At 44.2% G+C, this 18,307-nt stretch carries 15 protein-coding genes; 4 read left to right on the top strand and 11 right to left on the bottom strand.

The window, feature by feature from the left end; translation table 11 throughout:
* Positions 1-19 precede the first annotated feature (19 nt).
* The 4 genes from L2096_RS12985 to L2096_RS12970 all read left to right on the top strand — a co-directional run bounded on the left by L2096_RS12985 (position 20) and on the right by L2096_RS12970 (position 3,517).
* Positions 20-439 carry a RidA family protein gene (locus tag L2096_RS12985; RefSeq protein ID WP_250365594.1) on the top strand — a complete coding sequence of 140 codons (420 nt, stop codon included), beginning with the start codon at positions 20-22 and terminating at the stop codon, positions 437-439.
* Positions 440-453: 14 nt separating this feature from the next.
* Complete coding sequence (locus L2096_RS12980) at positions 454-1,650, top strand: MFS transporter (RefSeq protein WP_151676240.1); 1,197 nt, start codon at positions 454-456, stop codon at positions 1,648-1,650.
* A 91-nt stretch (positions 1,651-1,741) separates the two neighbouring features.
* Complete coding sequence (gene dusA, locus L2096_RS12975; protein WP_250365593.1) at positions 1,742-2,749, top strand: tRNA dihydrouridine(20/20a) synthase DusA; 1,008 nt, start codon at positions 1,742-1,744, stop codon at positions 2,747-2,749.
* A gap of 267 nt (positions 2,750-3,016) precedes the next feature.
* Entirely contained in the window at positions 3,017-3,517 is a 501-nt protein-coding gene (locus tag L2096_RS12970) for a hypothetical protein (RefSeq protein WP_004940560.1), read from the top strand.
* A gap of 20 nt (positions 3,518-3,537) precedes the next feature.
* On the opposite strand, the gene L2096_RS12965 is transcribed toward L2096_RS12970, so the two are convergent.
* The 11 genes from L2096_RS12965 to L2096_RS12910 all read right to left on the bottom strand — a co-directional run bounded on the left by L2096_RS12965 (position 3,538) and on the right by L2096_RS12910 (position 18,268).
* Positions 3,538-4,317 carry a tRNA threonylcarbamoyladenosine dehydratase gene (locus tag L2096_RS12965; RefSeq protein WP_048766336.1) on the bottom strand — a complete coding sequence of 260 codons (780 nt, stop codon included), beginning with the start codon at positions 4,315-4,317 and terminating at the stop codon, positions 3,538-3,540.
* A gap of 124 nt (positions 4,318-4,441) precedes the next feature.
* On the bottom strand, positions 4,442-7,195 hold the full coding sequence (acnA, locus tag L2096_RS12960; protein ID WP_250365592.1) for an aconitate hydratase AcnA: 2,754 nt from the start codon (positions 7,193-7,195) through the stop codon (positions 4,442-4,444).
* A gap of 119 nt (positions 7,196-7,314) precedes the next feature.
* Complete coding sequence (locus L2096_RS12955) at positions 7,315-8,133, bottom strand: TatD family hydrolase (protein ID WP_151978597.1); 819 nt, start codon at positions 8,131-8,133, stop codon at positions 7,315-7,317.
* A 17-nt stretch (positions 8,134-8,150) separates the two neighbouring features.
* A complete protein-coding gene (locus L2096_RS12950; RefSeq protein ID WP_076033041.1) occupies positions 8,151-9,071 on the bottom strand; it encodes an RsiV family protein in 921 nt (306 codons plus the stop codon).
* A gap of 92 nt (positions 9,072-9,163) precedes the next feature.
* On the bottom strand, positions 9,164-9,982 hold the full coding sequence (locus tag L2096_RS12945; protein WP_250365591.1) for a hypothetical protein: 819 nt from the start codon (positions 9,980-9,982) through the stop codon (positions 9,164-9,166).
* Between the two features lie 76 nt (positions 9,983-10,058).
* Entirely contained in the window at positions 10,059-11,648 is a 1,590-nt protein-coding gene (locus L2096_RS12940) for a peptide chain release factor 3 (RefSeq protein WP_025095861.1), read from the bottom strand.
* Between the two features lie 175 nt (positions 11,649-11,823).
* Entirely contained in the window at positions 11,824-13,908 is a 2,085-nt protein-coding gene (locus tag L2096_RS12935; RefSeq protein ID WP_151840688.1) for a bifunctional diguanylate cyclase/phosphodiesterase, read from the bottom strand.
* Positions 13,909-14,186: 278 nt separating this feature from the next.
* On the bottom strand, positions 14,187-15,203 hold the full coding sequence (gene ilvC, locus L2096_RS12930) for a ketol-acid reductoisomerase (protein ID WP_004940573.1): 1,017 nt from the start codon (positions 15,201-15,203) through the stop codon (positions 14,187-14,189).
* A gap of 32 nt (positions 15,204-15,235) precedes the next feature.
* On the bottom strand, positions 15,236-15,727 hold the full coding sequence (ilvN, locus tag L2096_RS12925; RefSeq protein WP_055414603.1) for an acetolactate synthase small subunit: 492 nt from the start codon (positions 15,725-15,727) through the stop codon (positions 15,236-15,238).
* Positions 15,727-17,451 carry an acetolactate synthase 3 large subunit gene (locus tag L2096_RS12920; protein WP_004940576.1) on the bottom strand — a complete coding sequence of 575 codons (1,725 nt, stop codon included), beginning with the start codon at positions 17,449-17,451 and terminating at the stop codon, positions 15,727-15,729. Before L2096_RS12920 ends, ilvN begins: the two co-directional genes overlap by 1 nt.
* A gap of 586 nt (positions 17,452-18,037) precedes the next feature.
* Positions 18,038-18,268, bottom strand: coding sequence for a hypothetical protein (locus tag L2096_RS12910; protein WP_151764238.1), 231 nt, complete (start codon positions 18,266-18,268; stop codon positions 18,038-18,040).
* Positions 18,269-18,307: the final 39 nt, after the last annotated feature.

The following is an 18,307-nucleotide window of genomic DNA, read 5'->3' as shown; positions in this document are numbered from 1 at the left end:
TAATCATCTTCATATTCTCATGTCATTCAAATCTAAACATTGTTTTCAAATCATTAACCCTGAAACGTTATATAATCCCCAAGCATTTGCTTATAACCATGTTGTAGAAGTTAGAAATTTTCAGCGAATCTTACATATTGCAGGTCAAGGTGGTGAAAATCAGGCTGGTGAATTTTCAAATGATTTTTCTGAACAAGTATGGCAAGCATTTCACAATATCGAACGAGCGCTTAACCATATCAACGCCTCTATCACTAACATCGCAGTGTTACACCTGTTGATTGTGAATCATGATACGACCAAACATAAGATCGTGATTAAAATCATGCAGACATTATGGCCTGAACAGAATTTCCCGGCCTGCACACTTATTCCTGTGAAAGGACTGGCATTACCCAATATGCAATTTGAAGTTGAAGCAACTGCGTATACCCATTGATATGAGAGAATTTTATGCAAGAAACATCTGATATTAGCCAGAATAAAAAATTACTTTGGTTGATGGCGCTTGCATGTGGTCTGACTGCAGGCGCAAACTACTTTTGCCAACCACTAATCAATTCGATTCAACATGCCTTTGGGGTTACCACAGCCCAAGCCCAGTTAACCGTTACCTTTGCGCAAATGTCGTATGCTTTTGGCCTACTTTTGATTGTGCCTCTGGGCGATATTGTTAATAAAACCAAATTCATTCCATTATTGATGGCCTTGGCCGGTGTAGGACTTTTGATCTGTGCTACATCCGTGAATTTAACCATGCTCTGGATCGGAACCGTGATTACGGGGCTGTTTTCGGTTGCAGCTCAAGTCTTGATTCCGTTTGCCACCATGACCGTGCGGCCTGAAAAAATAGGCGAAGTGGTTGGATTCTTAATGAGTGGATTGCTGGTTGGCATTTTACTTTCGACCAGCTTGTCAGGGTTACTGTCGCAATTGGTCCATTGGAAACTGATTTATGTGGTTAGTGCAGTACTCATCTTTATTTTAGCCTTTAAACTAAAATCCGAACTGCCTTATGCCATGCGCATTCGAATGAAATACAGCGATGTATTTAAATCGATGGCTGAACTTTTAGTGAGTGAAAAGCGTTTATCGATTCGGGCTTATGCAGGCGCGGGTGCATTTGCTTCGATGAGTGTGATTTTCTCGACCATTGCCGTGTATCTGTCTTCCGCACCCTTTCATTTACAAGATATGTGGATTGGCTTGGTGAGTTTGGTGGGAGTATTTGGAGCTTTGTCTTCTCAGTTTGTAGGGAAGTATGCCGATCGTGGTTACGGAACGCTGTTTACTTTTCTGGGCTGTGGTTTCTTAATTTTAAGCTGGGTGATCTTTTATTTTTCTTCGGCTGGATTAGGACTGTATTTAATTGGTTTTGCCACGACGAATCTCGGTTTGGCATTTGTGCATTCGTGCAATCAAAATATTATTTTTCGAATTCGTCCCAATGCCAAATCTCGCCTAAATGCCATTTATATGACGCTATATTTTGGTGGCGCTGCAACAGGTTCTGCGATTGGTACATACGCATGGAATCATGGTGGATGGGTATATACCTGCATGGCAGGTTTGGCACTGGCTATCTTTGCCACCTTCTTTGCGCTTTTAGATTATTTGCTGTATCGGAATAAAAAACCCAATGTGGCGTGAGAAACATCCCCAATTGCACAATTTGGGGATTTAGCATAAACCGCGTATAATTTATGCCCTCGTTGCACACTCATTGTTTGGATCTGTTTTCATGAAATCATCACTAGAGACGTTAAAGCCCCGTATTTCGGTTGCCCCGATGATGGATTGGACGACCAAAGACTACCGCTTTTTTGCTCGCCTATTTAATCCGAATGTGGTGTTGTACACCGAAATGGTCACGACAGGCGCGATTTTATTTGGTGATGCCAAACGCCATCTCGATTATAGTCATGAAGAACACCCTATCGTGCTACAACTGGGTGGTTCCAATCCCAAAGATCTGGCCGAATGTACCAAAATGGCACAAGATTGGGGCTATGATGAAGTCAATCTCAATGTCGGCTGTCCAAGTGACCGTGTACAAAACAATAAAATTGGCGCATGTCTGATGGCAGAACCCGACCTCGTGGCCGAATGTATTGCACAAATGCAACAGGTCGTTGATATTCCTGTACATGTTAAGCATCGTATTGGCATTGATGACATGCAGTCTTACGATGAAATGCTGAATTTTGTAGATACCGTGGCAAAAACTGGCTGCCGCCATTTTGTTGTCCATGCCAGAATTGCCTTACTTAAAGGGTTATCGCCTAAAGAAAACCGTGAAATTCCGCCGCTACGCTACGAAGATGTTTATCGACTCAAACAAGAACGCCCAAATCTCTTTATCGAAATCAATGGTGGCATTAAAAGCGTTGCAGAAACACAGCAGCATTTACAACATGTTGATGGCGTGATGATTGGTCGCGAAGCGTATCATAATCCTTACCTACTGGCAGAACTGGGGCAGTTGTGGAACCTGACGCCTCCAGATCGATTTGAAATCATGCACAAAATGCTCCCATATATCGAACAACGATTGACTGAAGGTGCACCACTGTCAATTATCACGCGCCACATTTTAGGCCTGTTCCAGAACTTGCCGGGTGCACGTAAATGGCGACAAGCATTAAGTGGTGGAAACGCCAAAACTCTGCATGATATCGATCGGGCACTGCATCAGATGGCAGAAAGCTTAAGCCGTCGCGATACGGTCAGTATTGAGCAAAGTGTTTAAATCAAAATAGTGCCATGACTTACGGTTTTCGTCATGGCACTTCTTTATGTGCTTCCTACAAAAAATTGTCTAAAAAATCTTCATTCATCTTTTTTATCACAGCATTAAGCGTCTGATTTAACGTGCAATTGATTTAAAAATAATCACTTTGTGAAATATTATTACATAGCTTAAAAAATTCTTTAAGGTTCGACCTGTAGGATGAGCCGGTCAGGAAATTACATCATTTGCACAGCGACTTAAAAAACGTAGGGATGAAGTTCAACCATGATTTATGACGGACAAGCTGCCGATTATTATCCAACGCAAAGCACAACAGAAAGAACAATTATTGAATCTTCAAGCCGGTCATCTGGTCCGTTTTCTTTTTCCTCTGAAAAAGCAGGACGTAGTCAGATTGATGTGCATAAATTTGTCTCAAAATTACAAACAATGAGTGGATTTACCAGCACGGCAAAATGCGCCAAGATGGTTCGTATTGCCCTAGAATCTGCGGGCGCAAAGATTCAGAGCCATCCTGTCGCTGCTTCGGACTGGGGAGATACGTTAAAGAAAATTGGCTATCGCCAAATTCAACCTGCATTTGACCACCCAAAAGTCGGCGATATTTATATTATTAAGCGCACCAAAAACCATGTATATGGTCATATCGCAGGTTATAGTGGCAGCCAGTGGATTTCTGACTACAAACAACCGAGCTACAACGTATATCGCGATGATGACGTCAGCTACAGTTATTTTAGACCAGGCGCAGACGACGACAATTAAAGCGGATTATTTGTCCAAATTTATGCGTGCTGTTTGATTTTGTGATTTTTCAGATCGAGCTTTTTAAGCACTTCTGCCACGGCAACCATGGCAAAGCTTGATGTCACCACCACCGCAGAGCCATATCCGCCGCAGCGTAATCCCGCCGCTGCGCACACCTCTGCACTGGAAAATGGATTATCAATCGAATAAATACAGGTAATGCCAAACTTCTCTTTAGGCTTTTTACAAATGCCTTTGGCCCGCAACTGACTTCTTAACTTGGCCAGCATCGGGTCTTGTTCGGTTTTAGACAAATCTGCAACGCGAATTTTAAGCGGATCCAGTTTGCCACCTGCTCCACCAGACACAATTAACGAAATCTTATTGAAACGACAGTGCAGCATCAGTGCAAGTTTGGCTTTGACATCATCAATACAATCCAGCACCACATCGGGTTGATCAGCCAATATATCTGCAACATTATCGGCCGATAAAAAATCATCAATCACATTGACCTGAATTCGCGGGTTGATCTGACGACAACGCTCCGCCATGATCGCTGCTTTTTCTTGCCCCAAGGTCGATGATAATGCAGGCAACTGACGGTTAATATTCGATGCAGCCAGCACATCCATATCGACCAACGTTAATTGAGCAATTCCCGTGCGCGCCAAGGCTTCAACCGCCCAACTCCCGACACCGCCAATTCCAATGACCATGACATGACTTTGTTCATAATGATGAAATGCTTCATCACCATAAATTTTGGCAACGCCTGCAAAACGGCGTTCATATTCATCGTCGTGGAAGTCGGTCATACGGCTCAAATCAGTTCATTTTAAAGACGGCATATTTTACTGGTTTTAGCTGCCGATTGTTAGCCCAACAGTAAAGGCCTTTGTCATGATAACAAAGGCCTTTAAAAAGTGAACTCAAGGATGTTTAAGCTGCAATCAGATTGCGCAGTACATAATGCAAAATACCGCCAGCTTTAAAGTACTCAACTTCGTTCAGTGTATCGATACGACAGAGTACTTTGAAGCTCTCAGTCGATCCATCTTCACGCGTCACACTCACGTCAAGCTGTTGATGCGGCTGAATCTCGTCTGATAAACCAAAAATAGACAGCTCTTCTTTACCGGTCAGATTTAAAGATTGTCGTGTTTGACCATCGACAAACTGTAACGGCAAAACCCCCATTCCAACCAGATTAGAACGGTGAATACGCTCAAAGCTTTCGGCAATGACTGCTTTTACACCCAGTAAATTGGTGCCTTTAGCAGCCCAGTCACGAGAGGAGCCGGTGCCGTACTCTTTACCTGCCACAATCACCAGTGGCGTGTGCTCCTCGGCATAACGCATGGCAGCATCATAGATCGCGAGTTTTTCACCGCTCGGAATATGCAGGGTGTTACCGCCCTCTTCGCCTCCCAGCATTTCATTTTTGATACGGATATTGGCAAAAGTACCGCGCATCATGACTTCATGATTGCCGCGTCGTGAACCGTAAGAGTTAAAATCTTTAGGTTCAATGCCATTTTCTTGGAGATAGCGACCAGCGGGACTGTCTTTCTTGATATTACCAGCAGGTGAAATATGATCTGTGGTGACCGAATCGCCTAGCACGGCCAAAATACGTGCATGCTCAATATTCTGAATCGGCTCAGGTGGCTGATCGATTTTTTCAAAAAATGGAGGATGCTGAATATAAGTTGAATCATCGGCCCATTCATAGGTTTTACTGTGTGGAATTTGAATCGATTGCCAACTTTCATCCCCTTCAAAAACATCTGCATATTCCTTGTGGAACATCTCGGTATCGACCTTTTGCAATACTGCTGCAATTTCTGCACTGCTTGGCCAAATGTCTTTGAGGTAAATATCTTCACCATTTTTGCCCTGACCTAAAGGCTCGGCGGTTAAATCTTTGCGAATGGTACCAGCCAGCCCATAAGCCACAACCAAAGGTGGTGAGGCAAGCCAGTTGGTTTTCACCAGCGGATGGACACGACCTTCAAAGTTTCGGTTACCCGATAATACCGAGGCTACATTTAGATCATACTTCTGAATGGCCGCTTCAATTGGGTCGGGTAATGGTCCTGAGTTCCCAATGCAGGTGGTACAGCCATAACCCACCAGATTGTAGCCAAGCTGATCCAGATAAGGTGTGAGTCCGGCAGCTGCCAAATATTCGGTGACGACTTTTGAGCCCGGTGCCAGTGAACTTTTCACCCAAGGTTTACGTTGTAGGCCTTTTTCAATGGCTTTTTTCGCTAACAAACCTGCCGCGAGCATTACGCTTGGGTTAGAGGTATTGGTACATGAGGTAATGGCAGAAATGACCACATCGCCATGATGAAGATCATAACGCTGTCCATCGAGTTCAAAATACGGCGTATCGGATTCATGATGACTTTCTTCAACATCTACCGCTGTACCACCGCCTTCATTTTCTAGGCGCTGTTTTTCAGGTTTGGCCGGTTGTAAGTTCAACTCGACAGCGGCTTGAAATGCTGCTGGAACTTTTGACAATACCACTCGGTCTTGCGGACGTTTTGGGCCAGCCAAACTCGCCTCAACACTGGCCATATCAAGTGTTAGCGTATCAGTAAATACAGGCTCATCGCCAGTGTGACGCCATAATCCCTGCTCTTTGCTGTAATCCTCGACCAGTGCAATCCGCTCTGGATCGCGTCCTGTCAAACGCATGTATTCAAGGGTAATCTCATCGACTGGGAAGAATCCACAGGTCGCACCGTATTCTGGCGCCATATTGGCAATCGTAGCACGGTCTGCAAGCGGTAAATCTGCCAGCCCGTCACCGTAAAATTCCACAAACTTACCCACCACACCTTTTTGGCGCAGCATTTGCGTGACAGTCAATACAAGGTCGGTTGCGGTAATACCTTCTTTGAGTTTACCAGTCAGCTTGAAGCCAATCACTTCTGGAATGAGCATGGAAATGGGTTGTCCCAACATGGCTGCTTCAGCTTCAATTCCGCCTACGCCCCAGCCTAATACGCCTAAACCATTGATCATGGTAGTATGCGAGTCGGTTCCGACCAATGTATCTGGAAAGGCATAGGTGTGCCCTTGTTCTGCGTTGGTCCATACCGCCTGCGCCAGATATTCAAGGTTTACCTGATGACAAATACCCGTACCCGGCGGTACAACGCTAAAATTATTAAAGGCCGATTGTCCCCAGCGTAAAAATTGATAGCGTTCGCCGTTGCGTTGCATCTCAATTTCAACATTTTCTTCAAACGCATCGTCTGTGGCAAAATGATCGACCATTACCGAGTGATCAATGACCAGATCGACTGGTGAAAGCGGATTAATTTTTTCCGGATCACCTCCTGCCTTGGCCATCGCTGCACGCATGGCAGCCAAATCGACGACAGCAGGAACACCAGTAAAGTCCTGCATGAGTACCCGTGCAGGTCGATATTGAATCTCCTGCTCAGAGGTTTTCGTTTTTTGCCAATCCACAAGTGCCTGAATATGGGCTTGCGTTACGGTATGGTTATCTTCAAAGCGAAGTAGGTTTTCAAGCAGTACTTTTAGCGATTTTGGCAACTGCGCAAGATCACCCAATTGTTTTTCTGCCTGCGCCAGACTAAAAATTTGGTAATTACGACCTGAAACTTTTAATGTTTTTAATGCATTAAAACTGTTGATTTTACTATAGCTGGCCATGCGGTCATCCTCCGGTTGGCTATTTGTTTTTAAAGATTTTGTTTGATGTTTTTCTACTGTATGCCAGATTTGGACACACAGTGTTCAGTTTTGGTTATTGTTTTTAAGGATGTTGTTTTTTATTGATTTAATCGTAGCGCGTTCAGTGCATTTTGCCACATGACCGGCGCCAACTCATCTACTGACAAACCGAGTGATGTCGCCAGTCCTTCTAAGACATAAGGTAAATTGACGGGTGTATTTCGTGTACGTGTCTGATTGGACTGCTGACAGCATAACGGGGTCATATCGGGGCAATCGGTCTCCAGCACCAAGTGCTCTGCACCAACAGCCTGAACCACTTGATGCAGTTTTTTTGCGTTTGGATTGGTGATTTGTCCAGTGACGCCTAGTTTGAAACCAAGTTTAATGAGCGCTTTGGCTTCCTCCACCCCGCCACTAAAGGCATGTGCAATACCGCCATGTTTAAATTTGTGCTGTTTGAGCAGTTGGATCACATCGGCATGGGCTTTACGGATATGCAATAAAACGGGTTTGTCATATTGCGTTGCCAAGTCGAGCTGCGCAGAAAAATAAGCACGCTGTTGAGTGAATATTTCAGGTTGCTTGTGCTCGCTTAAAAAGGTATCAAGGCCAATTTCACCGACTGCCACACAGGGCCGCTGTTTCAGCAATTGCTCAAGCCGATGCAGATCTGTATCGGTATGTTCTTTGATATAAAATGGATGCAAACCGGGCGCCAGATAACTTTGAGGCGCCTGATCGAGCTGATTGATTTGATCATGTACACGGCATAGATCGTCGAAGCGCGAAGCCACAAAACCAATCAGAACCAATGCCTCAACACCACGTTCCTTCGCCCGATAAGCCAGCTCCACGCGATCCGGATCAAAATCCGGAACGTCAAAATGCGTGTGCGTATCAAACAGGCGATGCATCTAAAAATATCCTTGTATTAACGCTGCCCTTTGGCTTGAGGTAAATATTCGGGTTTCAAAATACCGCCGAGTTGTGAGTATGGAATCACCAAGCGCGGTAAACCAACCGCATATGGGCCAATTTCATATTCGCCGTATTGCAAAATAAGTCCATCATCGCCGAGTAAGAAATTATCCGAAAGCTTGAATTTCCACGCCTGCTCATATTCGTCTACCGATGTCGCGAGCTTCGATTCAATCACCCAAGCTTTAAAGGCCTCGTGAGCTAACTTTTCTAGCGCTACTTTTTGCTTGGCTAACAGTAAGTCATTCAAATGCAGTCGTTTCTGCTGTTTTAAATCGAAATTATAATATTCTTGCATGGCTGAGCCATGAGCTCCCCCCAAGTAACTACTGGTATTGAGTACAATTGTGGCGACTGGTTGCTGCGATTTTAAAATTGAGGGCTTGATCATCAGATTCAACTGATGATTCGCACTTAAGGTTTTCATTTCGTTGTCTAAAGCAACAAATGAACGCACATAGGGTTTAATTTGCTGTTCAAGGGTAATTTGCTCTGGTTGCGCGCCCGTTGCGGCACTGGCAGCGCCGGTTTCAGGCTTTGCCGCGCTATCACCAGCTTTGACCGACTTGGATATTTCAAGAATACGCGCCAAATTATTTAAAATTTCTGCATCAATCTGTTGGTCAATCCATGGCATATTACTTTGCAGGCGTTCGATCTCGAATTCTGGACAATTATTGCCGTCACATTCTGGTAAATCTGCATTCAGTTTTACCGTTTTTCCTTCGATGGCCAAGGCCTGTGCCTGAGTGGATGAATCGGTGGCCGATGCTGCTTTTGCAGCGTCTTCTGCTGCTTGCTTAGGCTGACAAGCCGCCAGAGCCAGTGTGCTTCCCAAAATGGCTATCCATGCATTCTTCTGAAATCGCAACATACGCAATGCCTTACACATTTATTTACATATATGATGATGCTAATCCAAGCCACTGCGCTTTGACCAGCATTACTTAAAATATCTATACAGAGTTAAAACATATCTCGATAAATAGCTGGATTCAATACCGTCTTGGTTTGCTGTGCAGTAAAATACAAATCAAACTGATCAGCGTGTTCTGAAATCTCGCTGGCACGATAGTGCAAACCAATGCCCTCCTGATCAAAAAACAAATCGGCCTTACGCCAGTCGAGCTGTTTTGATGCTTCTTTTTGTATGTCTTTCGGCTGCTGGCTGCGCCATTTTTTGTAGGCTGTCTGTACCCATTGCTCAAATTGTGCTTGCTGTTTCGGGTTAAGAATATCATTCACAGCAATCATACGTTTGCTTTTACGATCGGCCACCATAAAGTAATAACGATTTTTTATGGTAATTTCTTCCTGTTTGGCATTGAGTCCAATTTGTAACAGCACATACTGGTTTTTTTGATAAGCGATTGCACTACTTACCTTGAGTTCATACGGTCGATTGCGTGAGTATTGTGCTTGCCATTGTTTAGATTGTTTCAGATATTGCTTTAACACTGCATCCAGAGTGGGCGGCGTGATTTTTTTCTTGAGCTGCTCATTGATCACTTCCGCAATCTGTAGATCAATCCATTGTTTCAGCCAGGGATCATTGGTCTTCAGCGTTTGAACATCCAAACGAGCACAGGTCGATGAAGACGAACACTCAAGCTTTGGCACCTGAAGTGCAGTAGACTGACTCTGTATTGGAGCGACTTGTATTGTTTTGCTTGGCGTCTTCGCTGGAACTGCTGGCAGTTTTGGTGCAGCAGCAAACCACAACCATATACACAGTGCGGCAATGATGCACAAACAGAGACCTAACAGCCAGATGTATCGACGCATATGCGAATCCTGCAAACTCAAAGCTGTACTCTAAAAGAAAAAACAGCGTCTGTTTAGACGCTGTTTTTTACATTATTTAGTGTTCTCGTGTATTTCGGAACTGGATATCAGGCCAGCGTTCCTGCATCAGTTGCAGATTGACCCGACTTGGTGCCAAATAAGTTAAGTGTCCACCACCATCGACCGAAAGTTGATCGTGAGCTTTTTTCTTGAATTCATTAAAAATCTTTTCATCATCGCAATGCACCCAACGCACGGTGTTCACGCTGATCGGCTCGTAAATACAATCGACTTTGTATTCTTCTTTTAAGCGATAAGCCACCACATCAAACTGTAGCACCCCTACTGCCCCCACAATCAGATCATTACTGATTTGTGGCATAAAGACCTGCGTTGCGCCTTCTTCTGACAGCTCTTTTAAGCCTTTTTGCAACTGCTTAGATTTAAGCGGATCTTTAAGACGTACACGGCGGAACATTTCAGGCGCAAAGTGCGGAATACCGGTAAAATGCAGTTTTTCACCACTGGTAAAGGTATCCCCAATCTGGATGGTACCATGGTTGTGCAAACCAATAATATCGCCCGGCCAAGCCTCTTCCAAATGCTCACGTTCGCCTGCCAAAAAGGTTAGTGCATCTGAAATCCGCACGTCTTTACCCAAGCGCACATGATTCATTTTCAGGCCTTTTTCATATTTACCCGAACAAATTCGCATAAAGGCAATCCGGTCACGATGTTTCGGATCCATATTGGCCTGAATCTTAAATACAAAGCCACTAAATCCTTCTTCAGTCGCCTCGACGGTACGCTCTTGGGTAGGATGTGCTTTTGGTTCTGGTGCCCACTGAATAAAGGCATCCAAAACATGATCGACTCCAAAGTTGCCAAGTGCGGTACCAAACAGTACAGGTGTTTGTTTACCTTGCAAGAACAGCTCACGGTCTAACGGTTCGTTGGCCATTTGTACCAGCTCCAGAGACTCCTCAAAAGAGGCCCAAGCCAGCTCACCCACTTTTTCACGGATATCGGCGTGATCATAGCCATCACGAATTTCAATATCGGTAATAGTCGAACCAAAGCCCGCTTTGTACACATAAAGCTTGTCTTCAAGCAGGTTATATACACCTGCAAAGTCGCGTCCCATACCCAGTGGCCATGTGATCGGTACACAGCGGATATTTAAAACGCTTTCAATTTCATCGAGTAGCTCAAGCGGTTCGCGAATTTCACGGTCCATTTTGTTGACAAACGAAATGATTGGCGTATCGCGCATACGACACACTTCCATCAGTTTAATGGTTCGTTCCTCAACCCCTTTGGCACCGTCAATCACCATCAGCGCCGAGTCGACAGCCGTTAGAGTACGGTAGGTGTCTTCGGAGAAATCTTCGTGTCCCGGTGTATCCAAAAGGTTAATGGTGTGCTGCTTAAATGGGAATTGCATCACCGAGGTGGTAATCGAGATACCACGCTCTTTTTCCATTTCCATCCAGTCGGAGGTTGCAGAGCGATCTGATTTACGGCTTTTGACCATACCCGCCACCTGAATGGCCTTACCCCATAACAGCAGCTTCTCTGTCATGGTGGTTTTACCCGCATCGGGGTGGGAAATAATTGCAAAAGTACGTCGTGCGTTTACTTCACGCGCAAGTTGTTCTTTAAACATGAAAGATGTCTTCAATCTAAATTCAGCAGGCCATCAAACGTACGTCCGGCACAAGACTGAAATGTGGGAATTCGAAATTGTCGCAATTGTAGCAGATTTGGCAGCTAATTTAATGCTTGTTGATATCTTCTAGGTTATCCACAGAAGAATCCATCCATAAGGTATTACATGCGCACTACAATGAATGAACTGCCTGAAAATCGGCTGTTGCCACTTGAGAGATTAACTGCGCTACAGGCATAGGCCTGCCCAGCAAATAACCTTGTAGCTGATGACAGCCGAGTCGAATTAGAATGTCGGCCTGTAACTGAGTTTCAACACCTTCTGCTGTCACATACAACCCGAGTTTTGTCGCCAGATGAATAATACTGTCTAAAATGACCTCTTCTTTGGAACCGTTAGTCAAATGAATAATAAATCCACGGTCAATCTTTAATTCATCTACTGGCAAATCTTTTAAGTACAGAAAACTCGAATGGCCTGTACCAAAGTCGTCAATCGCAATTCGGATTCCCAATGCACGAAGTTGTTCAAAGGTCGAAATACTTAAGTCGATATGCCGCATCGCGGTTGACTCGGTAATCTCGATCGTCAGGTGATTGGGCCGGATGCGGTATTTTTTGATTAAGTCTTGTAGTGTCTTGACCAGATGTTTATTTTCAAACTGAATGGCCGATAAATTGACTGCAATTGGATATAACGCTGTACCTTGTGTTTCCCACTCTTGTATTTGCTTACAGGCTTGCTCGAGTGCCCAGTAACCCATCGGAACAATCAAGCCAGTTTTTTCAGCACCATCGATAAACATATGCGGGCTAAGCAGCCCAAAACTAGGATGCTGCCATCGAATCAATGCTTCAACACCACAAATTTTAAGCGTGGTGTCATATTTGGGCTGATAGAACAACACAAATTGTTTTTCTTCAACAGCCTTATACAGGTCATTAATTAACTTGGATTGACTGCGTGTTTCATTTTGCTCACTCGAATAGTTAAAAATCGAGTAGGTATTCCGGCCTTGATCTTTGGCCATGACCATGGCGATATCGGCATTAATGAGCAAATCTTGCATGTTGTGACCATGTTCAGGATAAATCGCAATCCCAATACTGCCCGAGATATTAATTTCTTTACTGGTGATCTGGTAGGTTTCTTGCAAATGCTTGAGAACATCTTCTGCGATTTTTGCAACTTGGCGGGTTGTTTTATTTTCAATAATCAGTAGGAACTCATCACCTCCAATCCTGAGCAACTTCCCGTTTTCATCGAGCTGCTCTTGAATGCGATTGGCCACCTGAATCAGTAATTGATCACCCACATGGTGGCCAAATGCATCATTGATCGACTTAAAGCGATCTAGATCCAGATATAAAAATGCAATTTTTTCATGTTGCTGGTGCGGGTCTGCAAATCTGTCTTTAACATAGTCCATCAAAAACAAACGATTGGGCAATTTAGTTAAATTATCATGTACAGCTAAATTGGCCAGTTCGCGGTTGAGTTTAAGCAATGCCTTATTACGCTCTTCAAGACGCAACTCCAACACGGCCACGCAATAACCCGCCATCAATACCAAACTGGTAATAAAAATAATCGTAAATAACAGCAAGTCATGACTGGTCTGATTCAGCGCAATGCCGCTAGTCAAATCTTTATCGATAAACATCGTGGCAGTCATGCCGGTATAATGCAAACCGACAATCGCAAGTGCCAAGGTGGTTGCGGCAGCAAGTTGCAGATAGACTTTACTTTTTTGCGCGTTTTTATATTTAAAGATCAATAAAAAGGCAAGTCCTGACCCGCTAATCGCGATCAATACCGAAAACACCACCAATAACGGATCATAGTCGATGGTGTAATGTTCGAGTATCAGTCCCATCATGCCAGTATAATGCATGCCGGAAATGCCCAAGCCCATAAGCACCGAACCAATCACCAGTCGTGCAATCGGCAAGGTTTCACGAGTAATCAACCAGATTGCAAAGGTCGATGCCACAAAAGCAATCAGGTAAGAAACCAGCGTTAAACTCGGATCAAAATAATATGGCTTGGGTAAATGGCAAGCCAGCATACCGACAAAATGCATGGCCCAGATCGCAAGACCAAGGACCAGACCACAGCCCAGCATAATGATCTTTTCATAAGGTAAATAACGTTTTTTAAAAATTAATTGTTGCAAAGAGATTGCGACAAAGCAGATTATCACCGCCAGAACAATAGAACCGATGACAATGGTACTGTCGTAATCAACATGTTCCATAAAGGACTTCCATGATTATTTATTAAACTGCTTGCTGTTTTTAGAGTGTTAGGCAACAACAACGCATCATTATTATTGTTAATCCGACCCACACGATTACTTATGATTCTAACATTAAAGCGCTTCTTTACTATTCGTAAATCCACCTTTTTTTATTTTAAAAATCAATGAAATAAAACACGTTATTTAATTATTATTATGAATCAATTCACATTATCTAATTAAAAAGGTAAAAAAAATCCCGTCTCAAGACGGGATTTTTTTACCAAAAAGAAAAATTAGTTTTTCTCTTTGTCTACGATTTTGTTGGCTTGAATCCACGGCATCATTGCACGTAATTTCGCACCTGTTACTTCAATACCGTGTGCCGCATTTTGACGGCGACGTGCAGTCATAGAAGGATAGTTCAACGCACCTTCCTGAATGAACATTTTCGCGTATTCGCCAGATTGAATACGTTTAAGTGCATTACGCATCGCTTCGCGAGACTGTTCGTTGATTACTTCAACGCCAGTTACGTATTCGCCATACTCCGCATTGTTTGATACCGAGTAGTTCATGTCCGCAATACCGCCTTCGAACATCAAGTCTACAATTAACTTAAGTTCGTGCAAACATTCGAAGTATGCCATTTCTGGTGAATAACCCGCTTCAACCAAAGTTTCGAAGCCCATTTTAACCAGTTCAACTGCACCACCACAAAGTACCGCTTGCTCACCGAACAAGTCAGTTTCAGTTTCTTCGCGGAATGAAGTTTCGATAATACCGGTACGGCCACCACCAACACCAGAGGCATAAGACAATGCAACGTTACGTGCATTACCTGAAGCATCTTGATGGATTGCGATCAAATCAGGTACACCTGAACCGCGCTGGAATTCAGAACGAACTGTATGGCCTGGTGCTTTTGGTGCAACCATGATCACGTCAAGATCTTTACGTGGAACAACTTGGTTGTAAAGAACAGAGAAACCGTGTGCAAATGCTAAAGTTGCACCTTCTTTGATGTTTGGCTCAATCACATCACGGTAAAGTTGTGACTGGAACTCATCTGGAGTCAAAATCATCACCAAGTCAGCTTGTTTCACAGCTTCAGGCACTTCTGCAACTTTTAAGCCAGCATTTTCAGCTTTTTTCCAAGATGCTGAATTTGCACGCAGACCAACAGTCACGTCTACACCAGAATCTTTTAGGTTTAGCGCATGCGCGTGACCTTGTGAACCGTAACCAATAATTGCTACTTTTTTGCCTTGGATGATTGATAAGTCACAATCTTTATCGTAAAAAATTTGCATCTGTTTTCTCCGCTAAAATACGTTAATTTGGTTTAAATACTTAATACTTTTTCGCCACGCGCGATACCTGAGACACCTGAGCGAACCACTTCTAAAATGGTATTTTCAGCTAAGGCATCAATAAATCCATCGAGCTTATCTGTCGTCCCTGCGATCTGGATGGTATACGTGGTCGGTGTCACGTCGACAATTGCGGCGCGGAAGATATCCGCTGTACGCTTGATTTCCGCACGTGCTGAACCCAAGGCTTTAACCTTGATCAACATCAGCTCACGCTCAATATGCGCGCCTTCTGAAAGATCAACCACTTTGACCACTTCAACCAGCTTATTTAGCTGCTTGGTGATCTGTTCGATTTTGTGGTCATCACCATAGGTGGTCAGGGTTAAACGCGACAAGGTCGGATCTTCTGTTGGCGCAACATTCAAGGTTTCAATGTTGTAGCCACGTTGACTAAATAGCCCGACTAGACGTGAAAGCGCACCAGCTTCGTTCTCAACGAGTACCGAAATAATGTGTCTCATTAAATGCGCTCCCCTTTAGAAATCCACATATCACGCATCGACTGACCCGCAACCAACATTGGATAAACGTGTTCAGTACGATCAACCATGACATTGATAAACACACATTTATCATTGATGGCCATGGCCTCTGCAAGCTTAGACTCTAACTCATCGGCATGATCAATCTGAATACCAACATGACCATAGGCGTCCATCAGCTTGGCAAAGTCAGGTAAAGACTCGACATAAGAGCTTGAATGTCGGCCTTCATAGTTCATATCCTGCCACTGTTTAACCATCCCGAGGGCACGGTTATTGAGGCACAGAATCTTCACGTTTAAGCCATATTGCTTACAGGTCGAAAGTTCCTGAATACACATCTGGATCGACGCTTCGCCTGTAATACACACCACGTGCTGATCAGGACAAGCCAGTTTGGCTGCCATCGCATACGGCAAGCCAACGCCCATGGTGCCAAGACCACCCGAGTTGATCCACTGACGCGGACGCTTGTACTTGTAATACAGTGCGCCAAACATCTGATGCTGCCCAACGTCTGAGGTGATAATCGCTTCACCATCAGTCGCTTTATAAAGCGCCTCAACCACCTGTTGTGGCTTCATTTCACCGTTTTGCGCGGCTTGATATTTCAATCCGTGAACTTTGCGCCACTCATTGATTTGCTCCCACCACTCAGCCATCGCTTCTGGGTTTGGCTTCGACACATTCAGCTGCTTAAGCTGTGTCAGCATTTCCTGAAGAACTGGCTGTACCGCACCCACAATCGGGATATGCGCCATGATGGTTTTTGAGATGGCCGCCGGATCGATATCAATATGAATGACTTTGGCATTTAAACAGAACTTGGCCGGATTATTGGTCACACGGTCATCAAAACGTGCACCAATTGCCAAGATCACATCGGCATTATGCATGGCCATATTGGCTTCATAGGTACCGTGCATGCCAAGCATACCCAAGAATTGCGGATCATCACCCGGAAATGCACCCAAGCCCATCAAGGTATTGGTTACAGGGAAACCCAGCACACGTGCCAGTTCTCGGAGCGATTCAGATGCATTGCCTTGTACCACACCACCACCGGTGTAAATCACCGGACGCTTAGCGGTTAATAGCTCATCTACAGCTTTACGAATTTGACCCGAATGGCCGCGAGAAGGTGGCTGATACGAACGCAGCTTGACCTTTTCTGGGTATTCATAGGCAAATTTTTCAGCAGGATTAGTCACATCTTTTGGAATATCAACCACGACCGGACCAGGACGACCCGATGAAGCGATATAAAATGCTTTTTTAATAATTGCAGGAATTTCACTTGCATGACGGACTTGGAAACTGTGTTTGACGATTGGACGGGAAATTCCCACCATGTCTGTTTCCTGAAAGGCATCTTCACCAATAAGATGTGACGCAACCTGTCCCGATAGAATGACCATCGGAATAGAGTCCATATATGCAGTTGCAATTGGAGTTACGGTATTGGTTGCCCCTGGGCCAGACGTGACGAGCACAACACCAGTTTTTCCGGTTACACGCGAATAGGCATCAGCCATATGACCAGCTGCTTGCTCGTGGCGTACCAGATAGTGATTGATTTTGTCTTGTTGAAAGAGCGCATCATAAATATGTAAAACTGCGCCGCCTGGGTATCCAAAAACGTGCTCAACGCCCTCATCCGCGAGTGCGCGAACGAGCATTTCACCACCAGATAAAAGTTCCAACGTGATTCACCCTAGTCTTTATCACTATTTATGGGAGGCACAAATAGTGTTCATTCATTTACTGTCTGCATTGTTATAGCACACATAGTTCCAAGTTTTTGCTGCAATAGGAAAAATTTCTGAGCTCACAACCGTTTGAGTTGTTACAGCATCGTAGAAGAACTGTTGGGATAAACAGCACTTGGACAAAATCATTTTCTCGGCTAGAGAAAATGTCCATTGCAAACCATGTCATTTAGTCGAAGGGTGATCGAATAAATGCATATAAAACTAAAGCAAGCATTTTTTATGTTTCGTCCTACAAAGTCAAGTTTTAAAGTACATTTTTTGGCATTAATTTAAACCTGAATAATTTTTAAACAGTTTTCGCAATCATCTCCTGCACAGGATTTATTTTCGCTCTCGATCAAATATGCTATTAATACTCGATATGATGCATGGTCGAGTGCGCTGAAATGCAAAAAATAAAACAGAATCACCTTTCAATCATGATGTCCTTAGTGCTAATTAGCAGCGTTGCTTTTACGACTAACACGCTTTACGCCCAAAGCTATTATAAGTGGATCGATGCTCAAGGTTCGACCCACTACACCAAAACGCCACCGCCCAAAGGTGCAAAAAAGCAAGGCAAAGTAGATACGTACAGCTCAACATCCAGCACCTCTGCTGCTACATCAAGCCCTACGACACCGCCAACACCTACAGCCACATCATCACTTGGGAGTAATTCAAGCCCTGCCAGTACGCCAGCCACCGCACCTGCTATCTCTAGCGAATCATCAAAGCGCGACATCACTGATCGCAGCAATCCCACCATGAAAACACCGGCTCGCACACCGTCAAGCAGCACTTTTTA

This window comes from Acinetobacter sp. ACZLY 512 (genome assembly GCF_023614015.1).
GTDB classification, from domain to species: domain Bacteria; phylum Pseudomonadota; class Gammaproteobacteria; order Pseudomonadales; family Moraxellaceae; genus Acinetobacter; species Acinetobacter soli.
This window is presented reverse-complemented; position numbering and strand designations above follow the sequence as displayed.

Coding starts and splice junctions, on each gene's coding strand:
- L2096_RS12940 (WP_025095861.1), bottom strand. CDS start 11,648: ATGTTTAAAGAACAACTTGCGCGTGAAGTAAACGCACGACGTACTTTT.
- ilvC (WP_004940573.1), bottom strand. CDS start 15,203: ATGCAAATTTTTTACGATAAAGATTGTGACTTATCAATCATCCAAGGC.
- L2096_RS12950 (WP_076033041.1), bottom strand. CDS start 9,071: ATGTTGCGATTTCAGAAGAATGCATGGATAGCCATTTTGGGAAGCACA.
- dusA (WP_250365593.1), top strand. CDS start 1,742: ATGAAATCATCACTAGAGACGTTAAAGCCCCGTATTTCGGTTGCCCCG.
- L2096_RS12955 (WP_151978597.1), bottom strand. CDS start 8,133: ATGCATCGCCTGTTTGATACGCACACGCATTTTGACGTTCCGGATTTT.
- L2096_RS12985 (WP_250365594.1), top strand. CDS start 20: ATGTCATTCAAATCTAAACATTGTTTTCAAATCATTAACCCTGAAACG.
- ilvN (WP_055414603.1), bottom strand. CDS start 15,727: ATGAGACACATTATTTCGGTACTCGTTGAGAACGAAGCTGGTGCGCTT.
- acnA (WP_250365592.1), bottom strand. CDS start 7,195: ATGGCCAGCTATAGTAAAATCAACAGTTTTAATGCATTAAAAACATTA.
- L2096_RS12945 (WP_250365591.1), bottom strand. CDS start 9,982: ATGCGTCGATACATCTGGCTGTTAGGTCTCTGTTTGTGCATCATTGCC.
- L2096_RS12980 (WP_151676240.1), top strand. CDS start 454: ATGCAAGAAACATCTGATATTAGCCAGAATAAAAAATTACTTTGGTTG.
- L2096_RS12910 (WP_151764238.1), bottom strand. CDS start 18,268: ATGGTGGGATTGCTGCGATCAGTGATGTCGCGCTTTGATGATTCGCTA.
- L2096_RS12965 (WP_048766336.1), bottom strand. CDS start 4,317: ATGACCGACTTCCACGACGATGAATATGAACGCCGTTTTGCAGGCGTT.
- L2096_RS12935 (WP_151840688.1), bottom strand. CDS start 13,908: ATGGAACATGTTGATTACGACAGTACCATTGTCATCGGTTCTATTGTT.
- L2096_RS12970 (WP_004940560.1), top strand. CDS start 3,017: ATGATTTATGACGGACAAGCTGCCGATTATTATCCAACGCAAAGCACA.